This is a genomic window from Natrinema sp. CBA1119, assembly GCF_002572525.1.
Lineage (GTDB): Archaea > Halobacteriota > Halobacteria > Halobacteriales > Natrialbaceae > Natrinema.
Genome location: NZ_PDBS01000001.1, coordinates 395,726 through 421,223, shown reverse-complemented (window position 1 = coordinate 421,223; position 25,498 = coordinate 395,726). Strand labels below are relative to the sequence as shown.

The 25,498-nt window shown below is 64.3% G+C and carries 31 protein-coding genes and 2 pseudogenes; 21 read left to right on the top strand and 12 right to left on the bottom strand.

Annotation, left to right across the window (positions count from 1 at the left end; genetic code table 11):
• Positions 1-3 precede the first annotated feature (3 nt).
• Complete coding sequence (locus tag CP556_RS27500; RefSeq protein WP_098724099.1) at positions 4-435, top strand: toxin-antitoxin system TumE family protein; 432 nt, start codon at positions 4-6, stop codon at positions 433-435.
• A gap of 124 nt (positions 436-559) precedes the next feature.
• On the opposite strand, the gene CP556_RS02020 is transcribed toward CP556_RS27500, so the two are convergent.
• Both CP556_RS02020 and aroA read right to left on the bottom strand, forming a co-directional pair.
• On the bottom strand, positions 560-1,702 hold the full coding sequence (locus tag CP556_RS02020; protein WP_098724098.1) for a thiolase family protein: 1,143 nt from the start codon (positions 1,700-1,702) through the stop codon (positions 560-562).
• Between the two features lie 95 nt (positions 1,703-1,797).
• The gene (gene aroA, locus CP556_RS02015; protein ID WP_098724097.1) at positions 1,798-3,096 is read right to left on the bottom strand and encodes a 3-phosphoshikimate 1-carboxyvinyltransferase; all 1,299 of its coding nucleotides are present in this window, start codon (positions 3,094-3,096) and stop codon (positions 1,798-1,800) included.
• 382 nt (positions 3,097-3,478) lie between these two features.
• On the opposite strand from aroA, the gene CP556_RS02010 reads away from it, so the two are divergent.
• The 3 genes from CP556_RS02010 to CP556_RS02000 all read left to right on the top strand — a co-directional run bounded on the left by CP556_RS02010 (position 3,479) and on the right by CP556_RS02000 (position 5,925).
• Complete coding sequence (locus CP556_RS02010) at positions 3,479-4,288, top strand: helix-turn-helix transcriptional regulator (protein ID WP_176548098.1); 810 nt, start codon at positions 3,479-3,481, stop codon at positions 4,286-4,288.
• A gap of 247 nt (positions 4,289-4,535) precedes the next feature.
• Positions 4,536-5,141 (top strand): OsmC family protein, encoded by a 606-nt coding sequence (locus CP556_RS02005; RefSeq protein WP_098724096.1) that lies wholly within the window; start codon positions 4,536-4,538, stop codon positions 5,139-5,141.
• Positions 5,142-5,154: 13 nt separating this feature from the next.
• Positions 5,155-5,925, top strand: coding sequence for a methyltransferase domain-containing protein (locus CP556_RS02000; protein WP_098724095.1), 771 nt, complete (start codon positions 5,155-5,157; stop codon positions 5,923-5,925).
• A 297-nt stretch (positions 5,926-6,222) separates the two neighbouring features.
• Here CP556_RS02000 and CP556_RS01995 read toward each other — a convergent pair whose 3' ends face one another.
• Entirely contained in the window at positions 6,223-7,374 is a 1,152-nt protein-coding gene (locus CP556_RS01995; RefSeq protein ID WP_098724094.1) for a LolA family protein, read from the bottom strand.
• Positions 7,375-7,480: 106 nt separating this feature from the next.
• Here CP556_RS01995 and CP556_RS01990 point away from each other — a divergent pair, with 106 nt between their 5' ends.
• Positions 7,481-8,695: a M24 family metallopeptidase gene (locus tag CP556_RS01990; RefSeq protein WP_098724093.1), complete on the top strand. Its 1,215-nt coding sequence runs from the start codon at positions 7,481-7,483 to the stop codon at positions 8,693-8,695.
• Positions 8,696-8,968: 273 nt separating this feature from the next.
• Here CP556_RS01990 and CP556_RS01985 read toward each other — a convergent pair whose 3' ends face one another.
• The 6 genes and pseudogenes from CP556_RS01985 to CP556_RS01965 form a co-directional block, all read right to left on the bottom strand.
• Positions 8,969-9,433 (bottom strand): cupredoxin domain-containing protein, encoded by a 465-nt coding sequence (locus tag CP556_RS01985; protein WP_255291385.1) that lies wholly within the window; start codon positions 9,431-9,433, stop codon positions 8,969-8,971.
• Between the two features lie 84 nt (positions 9,434-9,517).
• Positions 9,518-10,534, bottom strand: a complete 1,017-nt coding sequence (locus CP556_RS01980; RefSeq protein WP_098724091.1) for an aldo/keto reductase — start codon at positions 10,532-10,534, stop codon at positions 9,518-9,520.
• A gap of 58 nt (positions 10,535-10,592) precedes the next feature.
• Positions 10,593-10,733, bottom strand: coding sequence for a hypothetical protein (locus CP556_RS25740; protein ID WP_176548097.1), 141 nt, complete (start codon positions 10,731-10,733; stop codon positions 10,593-10,595).
• 33 nt (positions 10,734-10,766) lie between these two features.
• Positions 10,767-11,480 (bottom strand): annotated as a pseudogene (locus CP556_RS01975) (TIGR03557 family F420-dependent LLM class oxidoreductase); the annotation flags it as partial.
• Positions 11,481-11,488: 8 nt separating this feature from the next.
• A complete protein-coding gene (gene tnpC, locus CP556_RS01970; protein WP_098727245.1) occupies positions 11,489-12,904 on the bottom strand; it encodes an IS66 family transposase in 1,416 nt (471 codons plus the stop codon).
• 159 nt (positions 12,905-13,063) lie between these two features.
• Positions 13,064-13,315: pseudogene (locus CP556_RS01965) on the bottom strand (LLM class flavin-dependent oxidoreductase); the annotation flags it as partial.
• A 332-nt stretch (positions 13,316-13,647) separates the two neighbouring features.
• Here CP556_RS01965 and CP556_RS01960 point away from each other — a divergent pair.
• The 5 genes from CP556_RS01960 to CP556_RS01940 all read left to right on the top strand — a co-directional run bounded on the left by CP556_RS01960 (position 13,648) and on the right by CP556_RS01940 (position 17,803).
• Positions 13,648-14,655: an ABC transporter ATP-binding protein gene (locus tag CP556_RS01960; protein ID WP_098724090.1), complete on the top strand. Its 1,008-nt coding sequence runs from the start codon at positions 13,648-13,650 to the stop codon at positions 14,653-14,655.
• The gene (locus tag CP556_RS01955) at positions 14,652-15,425 is read left to right on the top strand and encodes an ABC transporter permease (RefSeq protein ID WP_098724089.1); all 774 of its coding nucleotides are present in this window, start codon (positions 14,652-14,654) and stop codon (positions 15,423-15,425) included. Before CP556_RS01960 ends, CP556_RS01955 begins: the two co-directional genes overlap by 4 nt.
• A gap of 107 nt (positions 15,426-15,532) precedes the next feature.
• The gene (gene truD, locus CP556_RS01950; protein ID WP_098724088.1) at positions 15,533-16,912 is read left to right on the top strand and encodes a tRNA pseudouridine(13) synthase TruD; all 1,380 of its coding nucleotides are present in this window, start codon (positions 15,533-15,535) and stop codon (positions 16,910-16,912) included.
• A 129-nt stretch (positions 16,913-17,041) separates the two neighbouring features.
• A complete protein-coding gene (locus CP556_RS01945) occupies positions 17,042-17,338 on the top strand; it encodes a hypothetical protein (RefSeq protein ID WP_098724087.1) in 297 nt (98 codons plus the stop codon).
• A gap of 162 nt (positions 17,339-17,500) precedes the next feature.
• On the top strand, positions 17,501-17,803 hold the full coding sequence (locus CP556_RS01940) for a hypothetical protein (RefSeq protein WP_255291384.1): 303 nt from the start codon (positions 17,501-17,503) through the stop codon (positions 17,801-17,803).
• A gap of 18 nt (positions 17,804-17,821) precedes the next feature.
• On the opposite strand, the gene CP556_RS01935 is transcribed toward CP556_RS01940, so the two are convergent.
• Positions 17,822-18,343: a DUF8173 domain-containing protein gene (locus CP556_RS01935; protein ID WP_098724086.1), complete on the bottom strand. Its 522-nt coding sequence runs from the start codon at positions 18,341-18,343 to the stop codon at positions 17,822-17,824.
• A gap of 96 nt (positions 18,344-18,439) precedes the next feature.
• On the opposite strand from CP556_RS01935, the gene CP556_RS01930 reads away from it, so the two are divergent.
• The 10 genes from CP556_RS01930 (at position 18,440) to CP556_RS01885 (ending at position 23,150) form a co-directional block, all read left to right on the top strand.
• The gene (locus CP556_RS01930) at positions 18,440-18,892 is read left to right on the top strand and encodes a zinc ribbon domain-containing protein (RefSeq protein WP_098724085.1); all 453 of its coding nucleotides are present in this window, start codon (positions 18,440-18,442) and stop codon (positions 18,890-18,892) included.
• A 26-nt stretch (positions 18,893-18,918) separates the two neighbouring features.
• Entirely contained in the window at positions 18,919-19,755 is an 837-nt protein-coding gene (gene surE / locus CP556_RS01925; RefSeq protein WP_098724084.1) for a 5'/3'-nucleotidase SurE, read from the top strand.
• A 58-nt stretch (positions 19,756-19,813) separates the two neighbouring features.
• Positions 19,814-20,575 (top strand): DUF2103 domain-containing protein, encoded by a 762-nt coding sequence (locus CP556_RS01920; protein ID WP_098724083.1) that lies wholly within the window; start codon positions 19,814-19,816, stop codon positions 20,573-20,575.
• 138 nt (positions 20,576-20,713) lie between these two features.
• The gene (locus CP556_RS01915; RefSeq protein ID WP_098724082.1) at positions 20,714-20,920 is read left to right on the top strand and encodes a hypothetical protein; all 207 of its coding nucleotides are present in this window, start codon (positions 20,714-20,716) and stop codon (positions 20,918-20,920) included.
• A 149-nt stretch (positions 20,921-21,069) separates the two neighbouring features.
• Entirely contained in the window at positions 21,070-21,339 is a 270-nt protein-coding gene (locus tag CP556_RS01910) for an eL43 family ribosomal protein (RefSeq protein WP_098724081.1), read from the top strand.
• 17 nt (positions 21,340-21,356) lie between these two features.
• The gene (locus CP556_RS01905; protein ID WP_006181151.1) at positions 21,357-21,491 is read left to right on the top strand and encodes a DNA-directed RNA polymerase subunit P; all 135 of its coding nucleotides are present in this window, start codon (positions 21,357-21,359) and stop codon (positions 21,489-21,491) included.
• A gap of 3 nt (positions 21,492-21,494) precedes the next feature.
• Complete coding sequence (locus tag CP556_RS01900) at positions 21,495-21,761, top strand: KEOPS complex subunit Pcc1 (protein WP_098724080.1); 267 nt, start codon at positions 21,495-21,497, stop codon at positions 21,759-21,761.
• Positions 21,762-21,845: 84 nt separating this feature from the next.
• Positions 21,846-22,394 carry a DUF2243 domain-containing protein gene (locus tag CP556_RS01895; protein WP_098724079.1) on the top strand — a complete coding sequence of 183 codons (549 nt, stop codon included), beginning with the start codon at positions 21,846-21,848 and terminating at the stop codon, positions 22,392-22,394.
• A 102-nt stretch (positions 22,395-22,496) separates the two neighbouring features.
• Positions 22,497-22,895, top strand: a complete 399-nt coding sequence (locus CP556_RS01890) for a prefoldin subunit beta (RefSeq protein WP_098724078.1) — start codon at positions 22,497-22,499, stop codon at positions 22,893-22,895.
• On the top strand, positions 22,896-23,150 hold the full coding sequence (locus CP556_RS01885) for a DUF3194 domain-containing protein (RefSeq protein WP_098724077.1): 255 nt from the start codon (positions 22,896-22,898) through the stop codon (positions 23,148-23,150).
• A gap of 23 nt (positions 23,151-23,173) precedes the next feature.
• Here the strand turns inward: CP556_RS01885 and CP556_RS01880 are convergent, their stop codons facing one another.
• Positions 23,174-23,614 carry a hypothetical protein gene (locus CP556_RS01880; protein ID WP_255291383.1) on the bottom strand — a complete coding sequence of 147 codons (441 nt, stop codon included), beginning with the start codon at positions 23,612-23,614 and terminating at the stop codon, positions 23,174-23,176.
• 167 nt (positions 23,615-23,781) lie between these two features.
• On the opposite strand from CP556_RS01880, the gene CP556_RS01875 reads away from it, so the two are divergent.
• Positions 23,782-24,573 carry an enoyl-CoA hydratase/isomerase family protein gene (locus CP556_RS01875; RefSeq protein ID WP_098724076.1) on the top strand — a complete coding sequence of 264 codons (792 nt, stop codon included), beginning with the start codon at positions 23,782-23,784 and terminating at the stop codon, positions 24,571-24,573.
• A gap of 28 nt (positions 24,574-24,601) precedes the next feature.
• Here CP556_RS01875 and CP556_RS01870 read toward each other — a convergent pair whose 3' ends face one another.
• On the bottom strand, positions 24,602-25,390 hold the full coding sequence (locus tag CP556_RS01870) for an enoyl-CoA hydratase/isomerase family protein (protein WP_098724075.1): 789 nt from the start codon (positions 25,388-25,390) through the stop codon (positions 24,602-24,604).
• Positions 25,391-25,498 lie beyond the last annotated feature (108 nt).

Genomic DNA, 25,498 nt, shown 5'->3' with positions numbered 1-25,498 from the left:
AACGTGGCCGAACGAGAAGAGGGACCGAGCGGTCCACTCGATGTCCCGACGCTCGAGGTACTCGCACAGCGGACAGCCACGCATTCGCTCGTTTCGAACTGGGAGTTTCGACCCGATTCACTCTCCCCGAGGGTCCTCGAACTCCGGCTCGACGAGACGCGGTATCCAGCAGCCGTGAGTGAAAGTCGCTTCGACGTACGCTGGTTCGTCGGCGGAGACTATACGATTCAGTATCTCGAGACGCACGAAGACCGAACCTGGCAGTGCCGATGGGATCGACATCCGAAACCGACCGCCCCTCGGGAGCATTACCATCCTCCCCCGGACGCGTCGTCACCTGTCGAATCCTCGTCGCTCGAGTTAGCCCATCACCTCGGGGTCCTTTTCAGCGTCCTGGAGCGTCTCGAAAACCGAATCCGAGAACTACACGAGTGACCCGCTCCGGGCAGTTCGAACGGAGTCGCCGCACACCACCGCGGCTACGTTTCGTTTCGCTTGTCGCTCGCAGTTCTCACCGCCTTCGTTCGCGAAGCGACCAAAAAAACTCAGGGTGAGCGTCTCAGGGCAGTTCGAACTCGATCGCCGCTCCCTGTCCGAATCCGACGCACTCGGTCGCGATCCCGCGGTCGACCCCGCGGCGGTTCATCTCGTGGACGAGCGTCACCGGCAGGCGCGCGCCGGAACACCCCAGCGGGTGCCCGATCGCGATCGCGCCGCCGTTGACGTTGAGCTGATCGTCCGGAATCCCGAGTTCGCGCTGGGAGTACAGCGTCTGACTGGCGAACGCTTCGTTGATCTCGACGAGGCCATAGTCGTCGATCTCGCGGTCCGCTCGCTCGAGCAGGCCCTCGGTGGCGGGGACCGGGCCGACGCCCATGACGGTCGGATCGACGCCCGCGACGTAGCTGGTCCCGACCTCGGCGAGGACCTCGAGGTCGTTCTCATCGGCGAATTCTCGGCTGGTCAGCAGGACACCGGCCGCGCCGTCGGCGATCTGGGAGGCGTTACCGGGCGTGACGGTGCCGTCTTCCTTGAATACGGTCGGCAGTTCGGCGAGCGTTTCGGTAGTCGTTCCGGGACGCAGGCCCTCGTCCTCGTCGTGGACCCCCTCGTCGGTCTCGATGGGGACGATCTCGTCGTCGAACTTCCCCTCCTCGGTGGCCTCGACCGCGCGCTGCTGGCTCCGTGCGCCGTACTCGTCCTGTTCCGCCCGGGAGATATCGTGCTGCTCGGCGACCTTCTCGGCCGTCATCCCCATCTGGAGGTTCCGCATGCCGTACTCCTCGTCGAGTCCGGGGTACATCTCGCCGCTGTCGGCGGCCCCCATTTTGACGCGGCTCATGCTCTCGACGCCGCCGGCGATGACCGCGTGATGGCGTCCCGCGGCGATCGAGTCCGCGGCGCTGATGATCGCCTGCGCCGAGGAGGCACACTGCCGGTCGACGGTCGTCGCCGGAACCCCTTCGCCGAGTTCCGAGAAGAGCGCGATCTGTCGCGCGATGTTCGTCCGCTGTTCGGCTCGCTGCTGGGCACAGCCCCACATCAGGTCGTCGACATCCTCGCCGTCGACGCCCGTCTCGGCGAGCATCTCGTCGACTAGCGGAATCGAGAGATCTTCGCTCCGGACGTCCGCGAGCGCACCGTCTTCTCTCCCCTGTGCCGTCCTAACAGCGCTAACGATTACCGGCGTATTGCTTGCCATTGTATATAATCATTTTTCGAGGGGTTAAAAAACTATCTCTGTCGGAGGGCAACCGGCGTGGCCGACGAGCAGGCGGTGACGGCGCTTCCGAGAGCTTACTCCAGTCGCTCGAGTCCGACCCCTAACTCCTCGAGCATCCCGAAGAAACCCGGGAACGAGACGTCGACGTGGTCGGCCCCTTCGATGGTGGTCTCGCCGTCGGCGACCAGTCCCGCGAGCGCGAGCGCCATGATGATCCGGTGGTCGTCGCGTCCGGAGACGGTCGCTCCCGAGAGGCTCGAGTCGCCGCCGTGGACCGTCAGCGAGTCCCGTTCCTCGGTCGTTTCGACGCCCATTTTGCCCAACTCTTCGGCCATCGCGCTCACGCGGTCGGTCTCCTTGTACCGGACGTGCTCCGCGTTCGCGATGTGCGTGTCGCCCTCCGCGACCGCACCGAGGGTGGCGATCGTCGGGAGCAGATCGGGCGTGTCCTCGACGTCGACTTCGATCCCCGAGAGCGCGGCCGTCGAAACATCGATCGTCCCCGCGTCGCGGTCCCAGTCCACGTCGGCACCCATCCGCTCGACGATGTCGACGATCGCGGTATCGCCCTGCGCACTCGGATGAGCGCCCTCGATGCGGACGCCCTCGCCCTCGGTGCCGGCGATCGCACCCGCCGCCAGCGGGTACGAGATCGACGAGAAGTCGCCGGGCACAGCGTAGTCGCCACCCGCGGGACGGTAGGACTGCCGGCCGTCGACCGCGAACCCGGCGTCCGTCTTCCGCGCCTCGACGCCGAAGTCGTCGAGCACCTCGAGCGTGATGTCGACGTACGGCGCGGATTTGAGTTCGGTCTCGAGTTCGATCGAAATCCCCTCGTCGGTGACTGCACCGGCCAGCAGCAAGGCGGTGATGTACTGCGAGGAGACGTCGCCGGGGATCGATAGCTCGCCGCCAGCGAGCGGGCCGGTGACGACCAGCGGGGCCTGCCCGTTCCCGCGGGTGCTGTCGGCTCGAACGCCGAGATCGGTCAGTGCCTCGAGCAGCGGCCCCTGAGGGCGCGAGCGCAGGGACTCGTCGCCCGTCAGCACCGCGGTACCGTCCGCGAGTGCGGCCGCGGCGGTGACGAGTCGCATCGTCGTCCCGCTGTTCGCGCAGTCGATGACGTCCGCCGGGACCTCGGGTCGGCCGTCGAAGCCGTCGATCTCGAGGGAGCCGTCATCGCACCGGTCGACGTCGCCGCCGAAGAGTTCGACCGCGCGGGCGGTCGCCTGCGTGTCCGCGCTCCAGAGCGCGTCGCGGACGGTCGCCCCGTCGGCGTAGCCCGCCGCGAGGATCGCCCGGTGCGTGTAACTCTTCGAGGGCGGTGCTCGCGCCGTCCCGCGGACGCTCGAGGGCGTGATAGTGACGTTCATGGTCGGTCTGTGGAGGGGGCCCGCCTTACCGATACCGATCCCGTTAGTCCCGTCTCGAGAGATATCGACGAGCGAGTGATGGCGTGTTTCCGCGACTGCGCCGCGCTTATCGGAATTCAGAAGGGACCTCGGCGAACCTATAGTAGCCGCTGCAAGTCACTGCACACCTGATCGCGCGACAGTAGCGCGGTTCGGAGCGAGCGCGGTTCGGAGCGAACGGAGTGAGCGAGAACCGCGGGGATGCGAACGGCGAGCGAGAACCGCGGACTGTGCGATCAGTGTGTAAATAGTCGCAGTTGTTACTATACTATCAAGCGTCGTGTGAGAGGACCCAATCGTTTTCACGTTCCGTAGCGTACCTCCATCATTGGGGGATGTTAACGTGAAACAGTATACTAGAGACTCGCCGGTCGTCGACATAGCGTATCTCGCGCGGTCCGAACATCGTGTCCCGACGCTCGTCGCACTGACGGAGCGCCCCCGGAGCCGCTCCGAACTCTGCGAGTTGGCCGGGGTTTCGTCGTCCACGATGCGCCGGACGCTGGACGAATTCGACGACCGGCTCTGGATCCGCAAAGACGAGTACCAGTACGTCGCGACACGACTGGGAGAAGCTATCGCGTCCGGGATGGAGGACTTGATCGAACGGGTCGAAACCGAGCGAACGTTGCGTCACGTCTGGCACTGGCTCCCCGACGCTATCGGCGAGTTTCCGTTCAAGACGTGGTCGGAACTGACCGTAACCGTTGCCGAACCCGACGCTCCGTATCGTCCGGTGGGACGATTCGAGTCGCTTCTCCGGGAGACGACCACCGTACGGTCTCTTCGCCCGGAAGTCGCGCTGATGGATCCGTGTTTCGACGTGCTCCACCGACTGATCGACGAGGGCGTAGACGTGACGTTGATCGACCGGCCGGAGTGTCACGAGTATTTCATTTCGACGTACCCGGATCGCAGTTCGGCGATGATGCAACGGGACAATTTCACGGTTCTAGAGCACGATGACCTCCCTCCATACGGGATCGGTCTGCTCGACGAACGCGTTACGATCAGTTGCTACGAGCAGGATAGTGGAACGGTACACGCACTGATCGACACCGACGCGCCGGCGGTCCGCGAGTGGGCGGCGTCCGCCTACGAAACCTACAGGTCCGATGCACGCCGCGTCGAACCGCAAACGAGCGTCGGGTAAGGCTTCCAGCGACGCAATCCGACCGATTACGTGCCACTCACTTTCCGCAGGATTACGAGGCGAACTGCTACTTTACTGTGATCGGACTCGACGAGGGTCGGATTGCAGTCGGTGGTTCTTTTGCAGTGGGTGCGTGAACGGCAGGAATCGACTATTTTTCACGATATAGCTACTATACGCCAGGGTTCGTAATCACTCTCGCCGGCTGGAGACACAAAAAACGCTCTAACCGGGGGAGACACAAACGATGGCTGACGAACGACAACTATTGCACGGTATCGACCTCGAAACACTCGAGGGGTTCGCCGCACACGCAGCGGAGAACCCCGAAGCCGTCCAGTTCGGCCTCGGGGCGTCCGCGACCTACGAGGGGACGGCCGCGCACAGTCTGGCGAAAGTCGATAGCTACGAGCTCGGGGGTGAGACGATTACTCGTGAAACGCGCGAATACACGATTCCCTACGGTGCCTGGAAGGAAGTATTGGACGCCGGTGGGTGGGTCGGCGGGACCGATCGGCTCGAACCGGTCGAAGCAGCGCTGTCGGCGCTGGCTGCCTGTATCAACGTCGGCATCAGCATCAACGCCGCCGCGAACGGCGTCGATATCGACCACCTTCAGACGCACGTCCGGACCGATTTCGATCCAGCAGTTCTCTTCAGTCTCGAGGAACTCAAAGAGGCCGACTCGGTCTTCGAGAACCTCTCTGCCGAGGTCGAGATCGACGGCGAGGGTCTCGATCAGGACCTGATCGACGAATGGGCGCGGCGGGCACCCGTCTACACGTTCGTCTCTTTCGCCCAGGACGTCGATATGAGCATCAACGCGCCCGCCGAGGTGGTGGGCGACGACTAACCGGTGACCACCGATGAGCAAATCGCTCGACACGGACAAACTCGAACGTGAGGTCAAGTCGATGTATCGGGACGTCGCCGAGTCCGTTGACGCGGCGTTCCACTTCGAGACGGGTCGCAACCTCGTCGACCGTCTTGGCTACGACCCCGACGATCTCGAGTACGTTCCCGACGCGTCGATCGACTCGTTCGCGGGCGTCGGCTACCACTTCGATCTGGCCGAGCTCGAGCCGGGCGAGGCAGTGCTCGACCTCGGTAGCGGGTCGGGAATGGACACCTTCGTCGCGGGAGTACATGTCACTGAGACCGGCACGGTGACGGGTATCGATATGACCGACGAGCAGGTCGAGAAGGCTCGCAACCTGGCAGCGGATGCCGGCTTCCACAACATCGAGTTCCACCAGGGGTACATTGAGACCCTTCCGTTCGAGGATGGATCGTTCGATGCGGCAATCTCGAACGGCGTGATCAACCTCTCGGCGGAGAAGGATCGTGTCTTCGAAGAGGTGAGCCGCGTGCTCAAGCCCGACGGTCGGTTAGCACTCTCGGATATCGTCAGCGAGCAACGACTGTCTGAGAGCATCAAAACCAACGCGGACCTCTGGGCGGCCTGTATCGGTGGCGCCGAACAGGTCGACGACTACACGGCGATGATCGAAACACCTGGCTTCGAACTCATCGAAGTTCGGGATAACCCGCAGTACGAGTTCACCTCAGAACGGGCGCAGAGTGCGTGCCAGAAGTACGGCGTGAAAAGCATCTCACTCGTCGCTCGAAAGCGCTAATATCACTTTTCTATTGGACGGGGTCAGATCGTATGAGACGCCATTACCGTACTATATAGCTGCTCTCTGTTCAATACACATTTCTAACGTCTTGCTTATGTATCGGCTGTTGCTTCGGCACCTACCCAACCCGTACTGATCAGCGGGGCGTTCCTGTCTGAACGGCAGTCGAAGAGAGGTGTCTACCGGCGGAGCAGGCCGAGTGCCTCGGGGTCGTCCGAGAATCGGAGGTTCTCGGGATGACGAGAGAGCGTCGCTCTCTCGAACCACTTGACCCCGAGGCGGTTCACGAACGAATCACGAACAACCGATCGACGCCGCAATTTCGAGCAGCGGCGTATCGTCAGTGAGACTCGAGACCTCGTAGCTCAGGTCGTCACACGTCCAGAAAATGGTTTGAATTCGGCCGTCGCGACGGTAGGCCGTGGTACCGTCGACCTCGGTTTCCTCGAGCGTCGGCGACGTCGGGCTGAACCGCTGGAACTCTCGGACGGCCACGTAGAGTTCGCGTGCGACCACGTTCGGATCGTTGTACCACAGCATCGCGGTGGTCCCACCGTACTCGTCTTCTCGATCGATAACGGTGATCCGATCGAGCGCGTACGCGTCCGGCACGTCCGGTTCCGGAAGCTCGTACGGGAGGTGCGCTTCGGCAGCCCCTCGACGCTCGAAGACACCTTCGGGCTCGCGGCCATCGGTAACGACGGTCACTCCGTTCGGTGGTTCGTACGTGAACGTCCCCGGTGCGAGCCCCTCGTCGACCGAAAGATCCTCGTACGTGACGGTCAGGTCGTGGCGCGTTTCGCCGTCCTCACGCATCGTGTTCCGTTCCCTGATCGGATACCGATACTCGTCGTCGATCCATACGGTCCGGACCACCTCGAGTTTCTCGAGGTCTCGGATGATGTTCACCGGCATGACGTACGTCGTGTCTCCGACGACGAGCTCGACCTTCGGTCCGATGTCGTCGACCGGCGGTTTCGTCTCGACGACGTGTGCAGTGCGGCCGTCGACGGTCTCCGTCCCCTCGTAGCCGAGGCGGTACTCCTCGAGGAGGTTCTCGAGAACGAGGCGCGTCTTGTCGGTGTCGACCTTGTTCGGATGGAACTGTTTGTCCACCACCGCCGATGACGGGTTGTACTCCCACGTCGTCGCTCGGTTCGTCACGGTGACCGAACCGACCGGAACGTCCGGATCGGTCGACTCGAGCACTTCGATCCGCTGTTTGGCCGGCGGTCGTCGAGCGATGCGCTCGACCCGTTCGACGGTCTCGTCCGGGGCGTCGACCGACACGGTTCGCCGGGCCTCGAGGGACCGCATGTGGCGGCGCGTCTCGATTGCGTCTCGGACGAGACCCGCGCCCGTCGGCGGCTCGTCGTCGTCGGAATCACTGAGACAGCCGGCGAGTGCGACAGCGGCACTCGTCGCGAGGAGCCGACGACGGTTCATACCCGGGAATTACCACCGCTAATGATAAGTTTGTGGGTTCGAGCCGATCCTCGACCCGACGGCCGGGATCCTCGGGATTATGTACGGCGCTGACACACATCCGTCTATGAACCTCGACGTCGATCTCTCCCCGCTTCGGGATTTTCTCGAGGCCGAAGAGTTGGACGGCTATCTGATCGATGACGACGCTTCGGATTCCGACCAGCGGTACGTCTCCGGTTTCACGGCACCGGATCCCTTTCAGACGCTCGTGACCGCCGACGGAGTCCATCTGCTCGTCTCCGGCCTCGAGTACGGTCGCGCGAGCGCGGAGGCGAGCGTCGACTCCGTCACTCGTCGAGCCGCGTACGAGTACCAGCAACTCGTGGCCGAGTACGGCCGCTACGAGGGGAAGATCCGTATGCTGGCGGCGTTTCTCGAAGACCACGACGTTGACTCGATCGCAGTCCCCCAGAACTTCCCGACGGGGACCGCGGACGGACTCCGCGAGCACGGTCTCGCGGTGACGGTCGAACGTGAGGGGATCGTGACGGAGATCCGCGCGACGAAGACCGAGTGGGAGATCGACCAGATCCGGGCGAGCCAGCGTGCGAACGAGGCTGCGATGGCGAGAGCGGAGGAACTGATCGCCACCGCGGACGTCGAGGACGGCGTCCTCGTCCGCGACGGCGAGGCGCTCACCAGCGAACGCGTGACGGAAGCGATCGAGGTCACCCTGCTCCGCCACGGCTGTGCGCTCGACGAGACCATCGTCGCCTGCGGGTCTGACGCTGCGGACCCCCACGACCGCGGGAGCGGGCCGCTCGAGCCCGACGAGTTGATCGTGATCGACATCTTCCCGCGGGACAAGGAGACGGGCTACTTCGCCGATATGACCCGAACCTTCGCCCGCGGCGACCCCGGCGAGGAGGCCCGGCGACGCTACGAGGTCACGCGGGAGGCCTACAAGGCCGCGCTCGAGTCCGTCGCGGCCGGCGTGACGGGTGCCGACGTTCACGCTGTGGCCTGCGACGTGATCGAGGACGCGGGCTACGAGACGCTGCGAAGCGATCCGAACACGGAGACGGGATTTATCCACAGCACCGGTCACGGCGTCGGCCTCGACATCCACGAGGAGCCCAGCGTCTCGCCCTCGGGCGGCGAGCTCGAGGCCGGCCACGTGATCTCGATCGAACCCGGCATCTACGATCCTGCGGTCGGCGGCGTCCGCATCGAGGATCTGATCGCCGTCACCGAGGACGGCTACGAGAACCTGACCGAGTATCGGATCGGGCTCGAGCCGATGGTTGGCGGTGGACAGGATGGTGGGATGTCCGGGTGAAAGGGTCCAGCGGGAGACAGGGGGAAAGCCCTGCATCCGTGACCGGGTCGTTTCCAGTCCCCCAGCAAAGCGGTGGGTATACACGGTCTCGGTTTGACAGAACGGGACCTGCTGGTCCTGCTCGACAGCAACTCGGGAGAAAGGCTTCGCCGCCGAACGAAACACTGCCAGTCCGTGAGCGGGAGTACGATAGACGTCACCGCTGTACTTCGCTACAACTGCCGACAATGCCGAAATAGCGGTTGGCGTGCTCTCGTGTCGTCGCCACCACCGCTATTCGACCTGAATATCGGCAACCATCGTATTCGGATGGACCTCACAGATGTACGTGACCATCTCGCTGCTGGCCTCGAACTCGAGCCACTGATCGTCGCCGGGTTCGGTGACCCGCTCGGTTGCGAGGTCGCCGACGACAGCGTCGTTTTCGTCGTAGATTGCGATGTTGTGCTCGGCGCCGTCGCCGGTCGTCCAGCCGATCTCGTAGGTCTCCCCCTCCTGAAGGATGAGCGTCGGGTTCTCCTCGTCTGCGATCGAGTCGGGCGCGATGCCGAGCCAGCCGGCTGTCTGCCCATCGAACTCGATTTGTGTGTCGGGATCGATTTCAATACCGCCGGTCCCACCGTTGCCGCCGTTCCCACCGTTGCCGTCGCCACTGCAGCCGGCGATGAACGCGATCGACGCTGTGGCACCCGTTAGCTCGAGCATCCGTCGTCGGGACACGCCTCTATCTTGTGTCATGACTCTCACTTCGGATCTAATAACGATAAGTAGCTGGAGAATTCCCCCAGAATGGGAACATAGTTCCAGCGACAAGTGACCAGTTCAGCGATAGTCGCCGCCGTCCGCGCCCCGCGCCGCGTTGATCCGCTCGAACTGGTCGTCGCTCAATTCGAATTCGACCGCACCAACGTTCTCCTCGAGTTGATCGGACGTCCGCGCGCCGACGATCGGCACGCAGGTAAAGCGGTCCTGTTCCATCAGCCAGCGCAGCGAGACCTGGGCCGGCGTGGCGTCGACCTGCTCGGAAACGGACTCGACGGCCTCGAGCACGCCCCAGGCGGTCTCGCTGGTGTAACGGTCCTCGAAGAGGTCGGTGAGGGTGCCCCGGGAGCCGTCGGGCGCAATCACGCTGCCGTCCTCGGCCCGTTCGTACTTCCCGGTGAGGAAGCCGCCCGCGAGCGGCGAGTACGGACAGACGGCGATATCCTGATCCGCACAGACCTCTAGGTAGTCGGTCACGTCGTCCGTATCGGCCGCGTTGAACATCGGCTGAGTCACGTCGAAGCGCTCGAGGCCCTCGACATCGCTTTCCCACAGCGCTTTCGTGAGCTTCCAGGCGGCCATGCTCGAGGCCCCCAGATAGTGGACCTTCCCCTCGCGAACGAGTTCGGTGAGCGTCCGCATCGTTTCCCGGATCGGTGTGTTCTCGTCCCAGCGGTGGATGTAGTAGAGATCGAGGTAGTCGGTTCCCAGTCGCTCGAGGGTGCCCTCGATCTGTGCGCGGATGTGCTTGCGTCCCAGCCCGGAGTCGTTCAGACCGGGCTCGCCGCGACCGTCGAACGGGAAGTAGACCTTCGAGGCGATGACGATATCCTCGCGGTGAATATCGCGGTCCTCGAGCCACTCGCCGATCCACTCCTCGCTGGTGCCGTTCGGATCGCCGTAGACGTTCGCGGTGTCGATGAAGTTGATCCCGGTATCCCAGGCGGTGTCGAGCAGTTCGCGGGCCTCCTCGCGGTCGGTCTCGACGGTGCCGTCGCTCTCCTTTCCGAAGCGCCAGGTGCCGAAGCAGAGCCTCGAGACCGTCGTGCCCGTATCGCCGAGCGTGGTGTACTCCATGGGAACGGGTTCGTCCGCGGGGTGCAAAACGGATGGGGAAGCGGCGAGCGAGCGTCGGTCACTCGAGCGCGGTGACGATTCGCCGAACCCGGACGCGGTGGGACCGCGAGCGGTCCTCTCGTCGTTCCGAAACGATCTGCTCGAGTTCGGTCGCCGTCTCGTCAGTCAGGGTGTCGTAGTACTCCTCGAGTCCGGTCACGTCTCCGCGTTTGGGTTCGAATAGGAAAAAAGCTCACTCGAACGAGGGCAGTACCTCCTCCTCGTAGAACCTGATCGCCTTCTCCTGTTCGTCCCCAATCTGGTGGAAGTAAACGTGGTCGTAACCCGCGTTGATCGCCTCCTCAATGCTGTCGATATGGGCCTGCGGGTCGGGTTCGGTGGTGGTCCCGGCCTCGGCGATGTCTTCCTTCTCGACCATCTGTGCGGCCTGTTCGAAGTGGGCCGGCGTCGGGAGTTCCTGGCCGAGCTCCCCCGGGAGCGAGCCGTTGGGCCACTGCTCGTAGATCGTCTCGATCGCTTCCTCCTCGCTGTCGGCGTAGCAGCCGTGGAGTTGGCTGTATTTCGGCCCGTCGCCGCCGGCGTCCTCGTAGGCCTCGATCGGCTCCGATTTGGGGCCGGAACACCAGAGTCCGTCGACGGTCTCGGCGACCCACTCGGCGGTCTGCGGGCCGAACGCGCTCCCGATCGTCGTCGGCTGCTCGTCCGGCACGGTGTAGAGGCGCGCGTTCTCGACCGTGTAGTGTTCCCCGTGGTGGCTCGTCGGTTCGCCGGTCCACAGCGAGCGCATGACGTCCATCGCCTCGTCTAACATCTCGAGGCGAACGTCGTGTTCGGGCCAGCGCTCGCCCGTGACGTGCTCGTTCAGGTTCTCGCCGGTGCCGACACCGAAGGTAAAGCGGTCGCCGAACATCTCGTCGACGGTGGCGACGGCGTGGGCTACGTTGACGTATGTGTTTACCCCGAAGTCTCGACAGCCGGCACAGCGTGAGCCCGTAAGATCATCTCATTGTTGCTGACGACTCGACGAAGTTCTTCGTAGGGATTGCGTCCCTGCTGGCGCCATGTCGCCAGCAGGGACAAGAGCGTCTCGTGAACGAACATACCTCGGTCGTTACGGAGTGTGCCGATGATTTTCCGGAGAACGACTGGTTCACGCAGTGCGTTCTCAGCTGCGTTGTTCGTCTGGGAGACCGCTGGCTCACCGACGAAGGTGAGCCAGTGGTCGATCCCTCCTTCGATCTTCCCGAGTAGTGTTGCCACTGTTTCGTCGGTTACTGACCGCTCAACGAGCGATCTAAGCCCGTTCTGGCATGATCGGTGCATCTGTGCTCTCTCACGAGGACTCGGGTCGGTCTCCAGCCACGACTGGAGACCGACGAACATCTGTTTGAGATACCGGTGAACCGGCTCTGCCTCCTCGTGGTCACTAGCAATGTCCTCGGCTTCCCGGAGAAGATGTGCCCAGCACCGCTGAAGATTACTGGTGAACGCTGGATACGCCGTCCACCCATCGCAGATGACCGTTCCCGCGAAGTCCTCTCCGAGGACTTCCGCGGGGACATCGCTCCCACGACTTTCTCTTACGGCGTACAGTGTGTGCTCTCTCGTCCGAAACGTCCAGATCCACGCTTGCTCACCCTCGCGTTTGATACCAGTTTCGTCGACGTGAACGATCTCTGCTTGCTGAATCTGTCTTCGAATCTGTTCATATTCGTAGCGACCGGCGCGCGCAGCGCGCTCGGTCGCGTGCCACGCGGACGCGCCTGAGAGTTCTAGCCCGTGCAGTTGCTCGAAGCGATCAGCGATTTTCCGGTAGGGAAGGCGGTGATCGTACCGAGAAAGTGCTGCTTGAGAGATGACGTTCACCCCGAACTGCCCCTCATTGGGGCAGTCGGGGTGTGTAGCAACAGTTTCTGTTCCACAAGAGTCGCACTGGTAGCAGTGGCGGTTGTACTGGGTGACTTCAGGAGGCTGCGGATCAGGAACCTCCTCAACGAGTCGGGGGCTGACGCCCACCGACTCGTCGAAGTGTTTGCCACATTCGGGACAACAGTCACGGGTGACTTCGATCTCTTTGTCGGGACCAGCTGTTACACGCCACTCTGGATCATGACCGTCCTTCCGTCCAGGAGTGCCGCCGTCGGTTCGAACATTCTCGTCTTCGTCGTCCTGCGAGGTCGGGGACTCGTCAGTCCCCGACCGTCGCTTACTGGGTGGCGTGTGCGGATTTTCGTACTTGCGAAGACGTGTTTCGAGTTCTTCTATCCGCTCGTCCTTCTGATCGACTTCCTGTTGAAGTTCTTCGACTTGTTGTTCAAGTTGAAGAAGTCGAGAAAGGAGCTCTTCTTTGGTGAAATCGTCTGCGTTCACAGACTCCACCAACGAGTTATGACAGCAGAGGCAACGGGATGGGCTCCGCAGTGGAGCCCATCCCTGAGAGTCGTATCCGATGTCTGCTGCCTGTTCATATCGTGTCCGTTGAACGCTTCCTACGAGACAGTACCGAAATTAGCTCGGGCTAAACACGTACACGTTGACTGGATGGATCCGGGTTGTCGGGCAGGTGACGCCAACGCCGACTTCGATCTCGTCGGTCGCGGTCGCAATGGCGCCGAGCGTCGACCAGACGAACGGCGATTCGCCCTGGGACGATGTCCAGGGATGGAAGTGATCGGAAACCGAGAGAAAGTCGAAGCCGGCCTCCTCGGCTTGCACGGCGATATCGACCAGTTCCATCGGGCCGAACTCCTCGCTCGAGAGGGTGTATCCGAGTTTCGTCATTCCCGATCTCGTATCAGGACCGGACGGGTAACGGTTGTACCTGCGACGGCAAGAGCGCGTGCGCGGTTCGGAGCGAACGCGGTTCGGAGCGAACGGAGTGAGCGAGAACCGCGGGAATGCGAACGGTGAGCGAAGCGAGCCGTGAGCGAGCAACGCGAGCGAGAACCGCGGGGTGAGCGGGGAACGAAGTGACCCGCGAACGGCGCATCGAGCCGTGAGTAGGCGGCGAAACCGCGAGTGAGAACTGCGCGTTGCGAACGGAAGCACAACGACCCGCAACCCCGGCCGGCGGAATCGAACCCCTTACCCGCGATGCGCGGAAACCCGTCGGTATGGAAGCCGTAGTCGAAGCGACGGACCTCGAGAAGGTCTACGGCGAGACGACGGCCCTCTCGGGGGCGTCGCTCTCCGTCGAGAGCGGCGAGGTCTTCGCGCTGATCGGTCCGAACGGGGCCGGGAAGACGACGCTCGTCCGGTCGCTGACGGGGACGACCGAGCCCGACGGCGGCAGCGCGCGAATCCTCGACGCGTCGCCGTCGGCCGTCGACCGCGACCGGCTCGGCGTGCTGCCACAGGAGTTCTCGCCACCCGGGAGACTCAGCGCGAGGGAACTGCTCGCCTACTACGCGGGGCTATACGACGACGCGCGGGACTCCGACGACGTCCTCGCGGACGTCGGCCTCGTCGACGCCGGCGACACCTGGTATGAGAATCTCTCGGGCGGCCAGCAGCGCCGGGTCTGCGTCGGCTCCGCGCTGGTCAACGACCCCGATCTGCTCTTCCTCGACGAGCCGACGACCGGGATCGACCCCGCCGGCCGCCGTACCGTCTGGCGACTAATCGAGGACCTCGCCGCAGGCGGGACGACCGTCGTCCTGACCACCCACGATATGGCCGAAGCCGAGCGGCTCGCCGACCGCGTCGGCCTGCTCGCCAACGGCTCGCTCGTCGCGCAGGGAAGCCCCGACGCGCTCGTCCGCGAACACGGCGGCTCGAGCCGGCTCACGATCGAAACGGCGGCCGATCCGGAGGCTTTCGCGGAGCTTGAGTACCCGGTCGAACGCCCGGAGCGCGGCCGGGGTCGAGGCCCCGATAGCGCGGTCGTCGTCCGCGACATCGATCCGGCCGCGATCGGCACCGTCGTCGACTATCTCGAGGCCCGCGACATCGAGTACACCGAACTCTCGTGGGCCGAACCGGACCTCGAGGACGTCTATCTCACCCTGGCCGACGCGACCGAGCGGGAGCGAACCGATCGGCTCGCGGGCGGGGAGCGCGGGGGAAGCGGGCAGGGCGATTCCGACGAGTCTGATATCGCGCAGGCGGGTGAGACGGCGTGAGCCGGATGGGACGCGTCGGGGCCGAGACGAGCGCCGGCTGGCGGTCGTTTATCCGCCGGCGGACGGCGGTCTTTTTCACCTTCTTCTTCCCGATGATCCTGATCGTCATCTTCGGCGCGCTGATCCGCACCGATCCGACCGGCGAGGGCCTGTTCACGGAGCCGGCGGCCTACTACGTCCCGGGCTACCTCGCCGTCGTCGTCCTTTTCACGCCGCTGTCGCGGATGGGCAGCGAGGTCGCGCGCCACCGCGAGGGGAGTCGCTTCGAAAAGCTTGCGACGACGCCGCTGACTCGAGGCGAGTGGTTGCTCGCCCAGACCGTCGTCAACGCAGCCATTATCGGACTCGCGAGCCTGCTCATCCTCGGGCTGGTGGTCCTGCTGACCGGCGCGGAAATCGCGTTCTCCCCGCTGCTGGTTCCCTACACCCTCGTCGGCGTCGTCTGCTTCTGTGGCGTCGGCGCGATGCTCGGGAGTTACACCGATTCGCAGGACGGTGCGGTCGCCGCGAGCAACGCGATCGGGCTCCCGCTGCTCTTCCTCTCGGAGACCTTCATCTCGCTTTCCCAACTGCCCGGCTGGTTCGAACCGCTCGTGAACCTCTCGCCGCTGACCTACTTCGCGCGGGGGGTGCGGGCCGCGACCTATTCGGGTGCGGAGACATCCGCAGTCGCCGGCGTCGATCCCGCGCTCGCGAACCTCGTGATTCTTGCCGCGCTCGCGCTCGTCGCGTTCGCGCTGGGTGCGCGGTCGATCCCGCGGACGGACTGATCCCCGCGGACGGACTGATCCCATCGCTCCGCGACGAATCCGCGGGCCGTCGCTCGCCTCGAGAACGAACCGATTTACGCGCGGCACTCGAATCGACGCCAACCAGTATGCGCTCAGGCCACCCCACGGAGCAGGCCGTCGGTATGGAGTATTACGTCAGCGACGCGGACGGCGTCGGCGGCCGCCTCCGCGAGGACGACGCCGATTTCCGGGTGCGCGAACTCGAGCGCTTCGCCACGGAGCCCGTCGACGCGCCGACGGACGCCTACCCGCACCTCGTCTTTCGAGCGACGCTGCAGGGGTGGGACACCAACGACTTCGCCTCGCGGCTCTCGGACGCGTTGGGGATCTCGCGCGAGCGGGTCAACTGGGCCGGCACGAAGGACAAGTACGCCGTGACGACGCAGCTGTTCTCGGTCTACGGAGCCGGCCCCGCGGCCCTGCCCGAGATCAACGGTGTCGATATCGAGGTTCTGGGGCGGGCCGGCCGGAACCTCGAGTTCGGCGACCTCGCCGGCAACGAGTTCGAACTCGTCGTCACCGATCCCGAGCGCCCGGAGAACGCCGCGGCGATCACCGACGAGTTGAGCGAGTTCGGCGGGCTCGAGGACGGCGATGGCGGCGCGACGGACGGCGATTCGGACGAGGGCTCCGCAGTTTCGATCGGCGTCCCCAACTTCTTCGGCCAGCAGCGCTTCGGGAGCCGCCGGCCGGTCACGCACGAAGTCGGGCTCGCGATCGCCCGCGACGACTGGGAGGGTGCGGTGATGGCCTACCTCGGGAACCCGACTGAGGCGGAACCGGAGGGGACGCAGGAAGCTAGAGGGTTCGTTGAGGAGACCAGAGATTGGCAGGAAGCCCTCGAGCGAGTCCCGCACCGCCTCCGCTACGAGCGTTCGATGATCCACGCGCTGGCCGAGTACGACGGCGAGCCCGGTCCCGAACAGTTCAGGGAGGCCCTCGAGCGGGTGCCATCGAACCTCCAGCGGCTGTTCGTCCACGCGGCCCAGTCCTACGCGTTCAATCTGATGCTGAGCGAGCGCCTCGAGCGCGGGCTGCCGTTCGATCGCCCCGTCGCGGGCGACGTGGTCTGTTTCTCGGATACCGATGCGCCCGACGGGCTCGAGCTTCCCGATACCGACCGGCTTCAGCGCGTCGACGAGCGCCGGGTCGACTCGGTGACCCGCCACTGCGAGCGCGGCCGTGCGTTCGTCACCGCGCCGCTGGTCGGCACCGAGACGGACCTTGCCGACGGCGAGCAGGGCGAAATCGAGCGTGCCGTCCTCGAGGATCTCGGCCTCGAGCCCGCGGACTTCGATCTTCCCGGAGAGTTTCACTCGAGTGGCACTCGGCGAGCGATGCTCCTGCGAACGGATTTGTCCCTCGAGACCGAGCCGCTGACGCTCGAGTTCGCGCTGCCCAAGGGGTCGTACGCGACGGTCGTCCTTCGGGAGTACCTGAAGGTGGATCCGGTCGACCTCGGATAGGGGGCGGGACGTCGACAGCGTCGGCCACCCGTCACGGTCACCGCAGTTTTTAGGTTGCTCTCTCGAGTATCGAGGGAACGACATGGACACCGCGACTCACTACGCGCCGAAGCGATCGGGTCCGCGAGCATGATCGGGACGAACGAGGACCGCGAGATCGTCGACTGGCGAACGCTAACCGAAGACGGGCAGACTGTGTACGAGATCGAGTACGACGAACCCGTCTCGGCGCCGACGGGGAGATCGAAGTCGCTGTTCGGCGCGAGCAGCGGCGGGACGGTTCCGGCGGGCGAGCAGTACTTTCACCTGCCGGACGGAGAGCGGATTCCAGCGAGCGAAGCGGTGTTTGACGCCGACGGGACGACACTTCGAGTCCGTCACGAACCCTCGATGGTCGCTCGCCTCCGGCGATACCTGCCGTGGTGACGGGGTCGACCGTTTCTGTCCGCTCCCACTACGAAAGGACCGGCCGTCACGATTCGCAGTGAACGAACTGACCGCCGGAACTATCGCTCTCGTTGCGGAGGACAAGAGTTCCCATACTGTCACGTGAACCAGTATCGTCTGTTCGACCCATTCTCGCTGTTTATGTCGGCGCTGTACGTCGTTCAGGGCTTACTGGGACTGACCGAACAACGCATCTATACCGGCGATCAGCGATCACGCGCACCGCTCGTCTCGAGGATACATCTCGCCGTCTCGGTACTGTGTACCGCGACCGGCGTCGCCAGCATGCTGTGGATACGATGGAACGGACTCCCGACGACGTGGTATCCGACGATTCTCGCCTGTGGGCTGCTCAGCTCTATTCTCGTTCAGAGGTGGATGTACCGAGCGGTGGGCGTCGCGCACAGCCCGGTGATCGATCGGGTCTCGGCGCGTTTGCACTGAAATCACTCGAGTCCGCCGTTATCCGAAATAGCCTCGGAGCACCGCACCGAAGCCGGCGGCTCCAATACAGATCGAAAGGAGACCGCCGACCCCGGTCGCGGTGAGCGCCCCGCTGATTCCCGCAGCGACTAGCAGCGGCTTCAGCCAGCCGTCGTCGCGATCGACCAGCCGATCGGCGATCGCGAGGTAGGCGATAGCTCCGCCGATCGCCCACACCAGATACACGACGAAGAAGAGCGGAACCGCCACCAGGATCCCGACGATCGTGATGAACAGGAGCAGTATCAACAAGCCGAGAGCGAGCAGCGAGACGATCCCGTATACGAACGACCCGATCGGGTCCTCGAGCATGTCTCCCATCATCCGCTCGGTGAACTCGGGGACGACGGCGACGAGGATCGCGCCGACGACAAGCGTGGTCAGGAACGCGGTGATCGCGCCCCCGAGGAGTCCGTTCATCGTGCCGATATCGATGTCGACGCCGGGATTTGTTTGTACGATCAGCGTGACCGTCAAGAGAGCGTGACCGAGTACGATCATAACGTCTAGAGGGATTGCAGTGATGTGAACGTACTGTGTCGTCACCGTTCCGGGACCTGCTGACGGGTTTTTGCTCGCTCGTCTCCTACTACAGCTATGCGCAGCAAACACCTACAGCGGGAAATCGACGACCTCGTGGCGCAGGGCTGGAAGATCGAGGAAGAAACGCCCGACCGCGTCGTGCTGGTCGACCGGGAGTTCGGCTCGGTGATCTCACACGTCCTGGTCGCCCTCCTGACGTTCTGGTTCTCGATGGGGCTGGGAAACGTCGTCTGGGGCGCGTACAACTACGTCTCGAACTCCCAGCGTCGCGTCCTCTGGGAGGGCGGTGGCGACTGTCCGTCCTGCGGTGCAGACGTGCCGTCGTCCGCGGATTACTGTCCGTCCTGTGGCGCGGACCTCGAGTCGGTCGCCGAGCCGAACGGGGGTGTCGTCTGTCCCGAGTGTGACGCGGTTGCCGCCGACGGGTCGCGGTACTGTCCGTCCTGCGGGACGAAACTCGCAGCCACGTTCGGTCGCTCGTCGTCGGGGAACCGAACTGATACGTAGCTCGCCCGCTATCGACCGAACAGGCAATGGAACTGGACTCGGACCCACACATCCTCCTGACGAACGACGACGGGATCGACGCGCCCGGCATTCGGGCGCTGCACGACGCGCTCACGGCGGTCGGTACGGTCACCGTCGTCGCACCCGATCGAAACCGGAGCGCCGTCGGCCGGTCGCTCTCCTACGGCCGGACGAAGTCGTCGGACGACGACTTCTCGATAGAACTGGAAACGGATTCGTTCACCTCGCCGGTTCCACACACCGATCACGAACTCGGCTACGCCGTCGACGGTACCCCCTGTGATTGCGCCATCGTCGGCACGAAAGGACTCGAGCCCCAACCCGACATCGTCGTTTCGGGCTGTAACTCGGGTGCAAACCTCGGGGCCTACGTCTTCTCCCGATCGGGAACCGTTAGCGCCGCGATGGAGGCGGCGTTCCTCGAGACGCCGTCGATCGCCGTCTCGATGGACACCCTCGGCTACGACCGGGACCTCGAGCCGGTCGACTTCGAGCGAGCGGGCGAGATTACCGCCAATCTCGTCGCCGGTGCCGCAGGGACCGGACTGTTCGACCGCGTCGATTATCTGAACGTCAACGTGCCCCGGCCGGATCGCGAGCCGAACGGGTTCGAACTGACCCGGCCGACCGAGGTCTACGAGATGGACGCCGCGTTCGAAAACGGCGCGTTCCAGTTGACCAACCGGCTCTGGCAGCAGATGGCGAACCGGGATATCCCCGACGACGAGGACACCGATCGTCACGCCCTGCTCGAGGAGTGGGTATCGATCTCTCCGCTCCGGGTCCCCTACGAGGTCGTAGACACCGAGCCGGTCCAGCGGATACTCGAGGACGTCCTGTAGCCCCGAGTACCGGCTGAAAAACACGGCCGTTTTACACGCCTACGTTCAATTGAGTGCTATGGAGTGTCGCCACTGTGCATCGCCGCTCGAGAAACCCGGAGACTTCTGTCTGGTCTGCCGGGAGGCCAACACCGAGGCGATCGTCCTCGAGGCGGCACGCGACAGAGCGACCATCACGATGCTCGCCGGCGAACCCGGCGAGCCGACCGAGCGAGACCCCGAAACCGACCGCGACGAGCTAGTACTCGGCGAGACGACGATCACGACGACGCCGGAGGACGGCGAGAACGAGCCCATCGAACTCCGGAACTTCGCGGGACTGATCGGCGACGAGATCCGCCGCAAGCGACCCGAGGAGGTCTACGCCGGCGGCGTCCGGACGGTGATTCGCGCCGTTCGCGATGACACCCACCACTCGTTCTATCGCGTCGACGACGACGATCCGGTTCGGGCGGTCCTCGAGCGCCGCGGGAATCGTGCGCTGGATGTCGTCGAGACGCCGCCGGCCGAGAAGATCGGCGGCAGCCACACGACCCTCATCGGGGGGCGGACCGGGATGCGGGCCATTCGGACCGTCGCGGACCATCCGCACGTCAAGAAGGTGATTCCCGGCCCGATCGACGCCGGTGGCAAGGGTTCTCAGTCCGGTATGCGCGCGAAGGTTACCCGCGCCGACGACGGCGGCAACGTCCGGATGCTGTTGCGGGACGGCTCGAGCGTTCAGGAAAACCGCGTCGTGACGACCGCTCGCGACCGGGAGATGGGCGAGCGGATCCGCGATGATTTGAACGACGTACTCACGGACGGGGAGTTTCAGTAGTTGCCAGCTTCCGCCATCGATGACAGTATCGCGGTCAGGAGATTCTCGAGGCAAGTATTGTGGCTTCCCGATGGCGGTGACAGGTGCTGCTGGTTCTCCCAGCCTTAATGGGACCGATGTAATTAGATATAATTAGCCATGCTCGAGCGACCGGACGCCGTCCTGACCCTGATTCCGCTGGTGGCGGTCAGCGGCCTCGCGATGCGAACGCTGATCGCGACCACGGGTATCGGAACGTGGCTGCTCGGCGCGCCGCTCGCACCAGTCGGATACGTCGCCGCGCTCGCGCTCGTCTTTCTGGAGCTGCTGGCGTGGCCGGTCGCCGAGCGGATCGGCGAGTCGTAGCCGTCCCAATCCGACTGAACCGTCTCGACCGCGGTGGCTCGATCATCGCGTCTCACCGAGTCGCCTCGTCCCACCGCGATACGATCCCGCCGTACGAGCCGACGTGACTCAACAGGTTTAAGAATCCGCTGGCGATAGACAGCACTACTATGGCCAACAAAGGAGAGGTCGGTAGCGCCGGTCGGTTCGGAGCCCGCTACGGCCGCGTCGCACGGCGTCGCGTCAGCGAGATCGAAGACGACATGGAAAACGCCGAAGTCGACGGCGACGACGTCACCCGTGTCGGCACCGGCATCTGGAAGAACGAAGAGACCGGCGAGGTCTTCACCGGCGGCGCGTACCGCCCCGAGACCCCCGCCGGCCGCACAGTCAAGCGCTCCATCCGCGCTGCCCTCGCAGAAGACACCGAGGACGAGTAACCCGCTTCGAGACCAGTATGAGTTACAAATGCTCCCGCTGTAAACGCGACGTCCAGCTCGACGAGTACGGCGGCGTCCGCTGTCCCTACTGCGGTCACCGCGTGCTCCTGAAAGAGCGCAGCCGCGACGTGAAGGAAGTCGACGTCCAGTAACGCGTGTCTTCTCACGACGCGACCCTCGAGTTCGAGTACGAGAGTGCGTCGCGTGCCCGATTGATCGCCGAGAGCGTCGCACGTGAAATCGGCGAGATCGACGACGAGCGCTCTCGAACGAGCCTCGAGCGAGACGGCAGCCGGCTTCTGATCGAGATCGTCGCCGCCGACGTGGTCGCCCTGCGGGCGGCGCTGAACACCTGGTTTTCGCTGATCGACGTGGCGGAACGGACCGCCGACGCGGGCACACGGGTTCTCGAGTCGCGCTAACTCCTCGGTATCGACTCTGAGAACGCCCGTGATCCCGGAACAGGCAGGCACCGGCGTTTTTATCGCTTCGTTCGAGGAACCAGTATGGCCGAACGTGACGAGACGTGGCTCGGATTGCGACGGGACGCCAAGCCGCTGGTGATCGCCGGCCTCGCACTCGGAGTGGGGTTAGGCGGCTTCTTCGATGGGATCGTCTTCCACCAGATCCTCCAGATTCACAATATGCTGTCGTCGTATCCCGACTCGAGCGTCGCGACGGATCTGGAACTCAACGTGATGGCTGACGGACTCTTCCACCTCGCGACGTACACCTTCACGATCATCGGGCTCGTCCTGTTTTCCCGCGCGTGGCGGTTTCATCCGGTGCCGAAATCCGGACGCATCTTGCTCGGCGCGGTGATCATGGGCTGGGGCGTGTTCAACGTCGTCGAGGGGCTCGTCGATCACCAGCTACTCGGGCTGCACCACGTCTGGCCTGCCGGACCCGGCCCGATCATCCTGTGGGACGCAGCGTTCTTGCTCTGGGGCGCGCTCTTCACCGTCGGCGGCTATCTCGTGATTCGGACCGACAGCGCCGCTGTGCCGGGGGCCAGCGCCGAAGCGGTTGCAGCGGACGGTAACGGCTCGGAGTAGCCCGTTCGGACGCTGCTGATAGGTTGGCAGCCGGTCCGCGGCCGGACGGCGAATCGGAAGACAAAGCTGGCCTTTATCAGTCCGGAGGGCGACGGTCGAGATATGCAAGGAAACCTGCCGCCCGAAGCACAGGAGAAAATCGAGCAGCTACAGGACCTTCAGGAGACGGCACAGGAAGTCGCCGTCCAGAAACAGGAAGCGGAGTCGGGACTCACCGAGGCCCAGAACGCTCTCGACGAACTCGAGAACATTGACGAGGGAACGACCATGTACCGGAACGTCGGCGAACTCCTCGTCGAGACGGACTACGACCAGGCCGAGGAAGACCTCGAGGAGAAGGTCGACACGCTCGAGATCCGCCTCGAGACCCTCGAGAAGCAAGAAGAACGCGTGCAGGACCAGTTCGAGAGTCTCCAGGAGGAACTCGAGGACATGCTCGGCGGTGGCGGCGGCATGGGCGGTCCGGCCGGCCCCGGCGGCCCGGGCGCTGGCGGCGCATAAATGTCGACCGACGAGCCGTCTGACGAGACCCTCGTCCAGACGGCAGCCGACGCTGCAGAGGGCGTGATCTTCTCGCAGTACAAACAATCCGACGTGCGCGATTACGACGTGACCGTCGTCTTCGAGGACGGCGTTCTCGAGGTCGATGTCTACCTCAACGCGCCCGAGGACGAAGACGAGGCCGACCCCGAACAGGTCGCCGACGACGCCGCGCTCGCGGCGCGACACGCGGTCGACGAACTGTTCGAGGAGTAGCGAACTCTACTCGCGTTCACGTATCAGCCCAGAGAGCCACTGCCGACGTACGCGAGTCCGACGATACCGATGAACAGCACGACGCTCGCAACGGGCTCCGAAAAGGGACCGAGCGAATCGCCGACGAAGCCGACCGCGACGAGCGCCGTCGCGATCGCCGTCGGAAGCGGGTGTGCGACCAGTTGACCACCGAACGCTCGGAATCGCCAGGGGAGCATCGCGAGGCTCGAGGCCGCGATCTCCCCGAGCGGCCGATTCCCGTCTGGGTTTTCCGCCGGCTCGAACACCTCGAGTTCGCCGTCGCTGACCGTCACGATTTCGCCGGTGTTGACTCGGCGACCGTCGGCGTCTCCGACACGGAGCAGCGTCGCGGCCCCCTCGCTCGTTCCGACGACGCGATAGATCCCGTCCGGGTAGTCGCCGCCGGTCGGGCGGACGTGATCACGCATGGAGAGCGACTGCATGCTGCTACGGCGTCGCCGGAGCCACGTAATAGTAGAGGCTCGAGTCCCGATGCTCGAACGGCACGGACAAAAATCCGACCGCAGGCTGTCGAGGGGCTCGGGCTGGTCTCCCGGAGGCACCGGACCGTGCGGAAATTTTACACGCGTACTCGGTGACGTGACCGACCATGTCGGCCAGCATCGACACCGAGTTTGCCGATCGCGTCGTCACGATCACGATGGACGAGCCCGAGCGAGGGAACCCCCTCTCTCGAGACGATTATCTCGCGATCTACGACGCGTTGCAGGCGGCGCGCGACACCGAGGCGCGGTGTATCGTCCTGCAGGGTGCCGGGGACGCGTTCTCGTCGGGGTTCGACGTGGAGTCGATGGGTGAGTCGGACGACGAGGACGGATCGATACACGACTCCCTCGAGCAAATTCAGCGCCACGAGCACAGGCTCGTCCGAGAGATCATCACGCATCCGCTCCCCGTCATCGGGAAGATCGACGGACCGGCCATCGGCGATGCGGCGGGGTTCGCTATCGCGTGCGACGTTCCGCTCGCGAGCGAACGAACCAGAATCGGCTTTTCGCACGTGCGCTTCGGCCTGAGCATGGACTGTGGGATCTCGTACGTCCTCCCCCGGCTCGTCGGTCGCGGACTCGCCATGGAACTGACGATGACCGGCCGGATCATCGACGGTGACCGCGCTCGCGATCTCGGACTCGTGAATCACGTCTTTCCGACCGACGAGTTCGAGGACCGGGCCGACGAGATCGTCGCGGAGATCGCGAACGGGCCGCCGATCGCTCTCAAACACATCAAGGAGCTCATCAGGACGAGTCACGAAACGAGCCTCGACGACGCGCTGGCAAACGAGGCGACGCGGCAGACGATCGTCTTCGAGACCGAGGACTATCAACGTGCGGTCGAGGCGCTACGCAACGGCGAGGAGCCGGAGTTCCGAGGGCAGTGACAGCCACTCGAGACCGGCCGGAACGCGGTTAGTGTCCTTCGAACGAGGGATCGCGGTCCTCGCCGAACGCCTCGACGCCTTCCTGGTGATCCCGCGTGCTACTGGCGAGGTTCTGGGACTGCGCTTCCCGCTCGACGACCTCGCGGATCGAACTGTTGTGCGATCGGTCGATGTTGCGAACGGAGTAGTGCAGCGCGACCGTCGGTCCGGTAGCGATCCGCTCGATCAGATCGCCCGCCTCGGCCTCGAACTCGTCGGACGGATACGCGTGGTTGATCAGCCCGATTTCGTCGGCCTCCTCGCCGGTGATCGTCTCGCCGGTGAGCGCCAGTTCCTTCGCGACGTACGGGCCGACGGCTCGCGTGACGAACAGCGACGTCGCGTAATCGAGCGTCAGGCCGATGTTCCGGAACGCGAGTCCGAACCGGGCGCGGTCGCTCGCCAGCACCATGTCACAGGACATCGCGACGCCGACGCCGGCCCCGACGCAGTAGCCGTCGACCGTCGCCACCGTCGGCAGCTCGAGGTTGTAGATGCGAATCGGGATCGCCGCGCAGTCCTCGACGATGTCCCGAGTGCGTTCGTGGTCCGTGTACTCGGCGTCGTCCATGCCGCTGATGTCGCCGCCGGCGCAGAACGCCTTCCCCGCCCCCTCGAAGACGACGACTCGTGCGTCGTCTCGGTCGGATACTTCGTCGAGGGCTTCCTCGATACCGGTTTTGATGCCCGCCGAGAGGGCGTTCATCCGATCCGGTTGGTTCAGCGTGACGGTCGCGATGCCGTCCTGTACGTCCAGGAGTACGTCTTCACCAAGCATACCAGCTCTACCATCAACGGTGAGACGTATATCACTATCCCAGACTGTTTCGGTGGCCGAAGCGACGCGAAGGCGGCCCCGAGGCTGCCGTCGTCAGCAGTTGCGCCT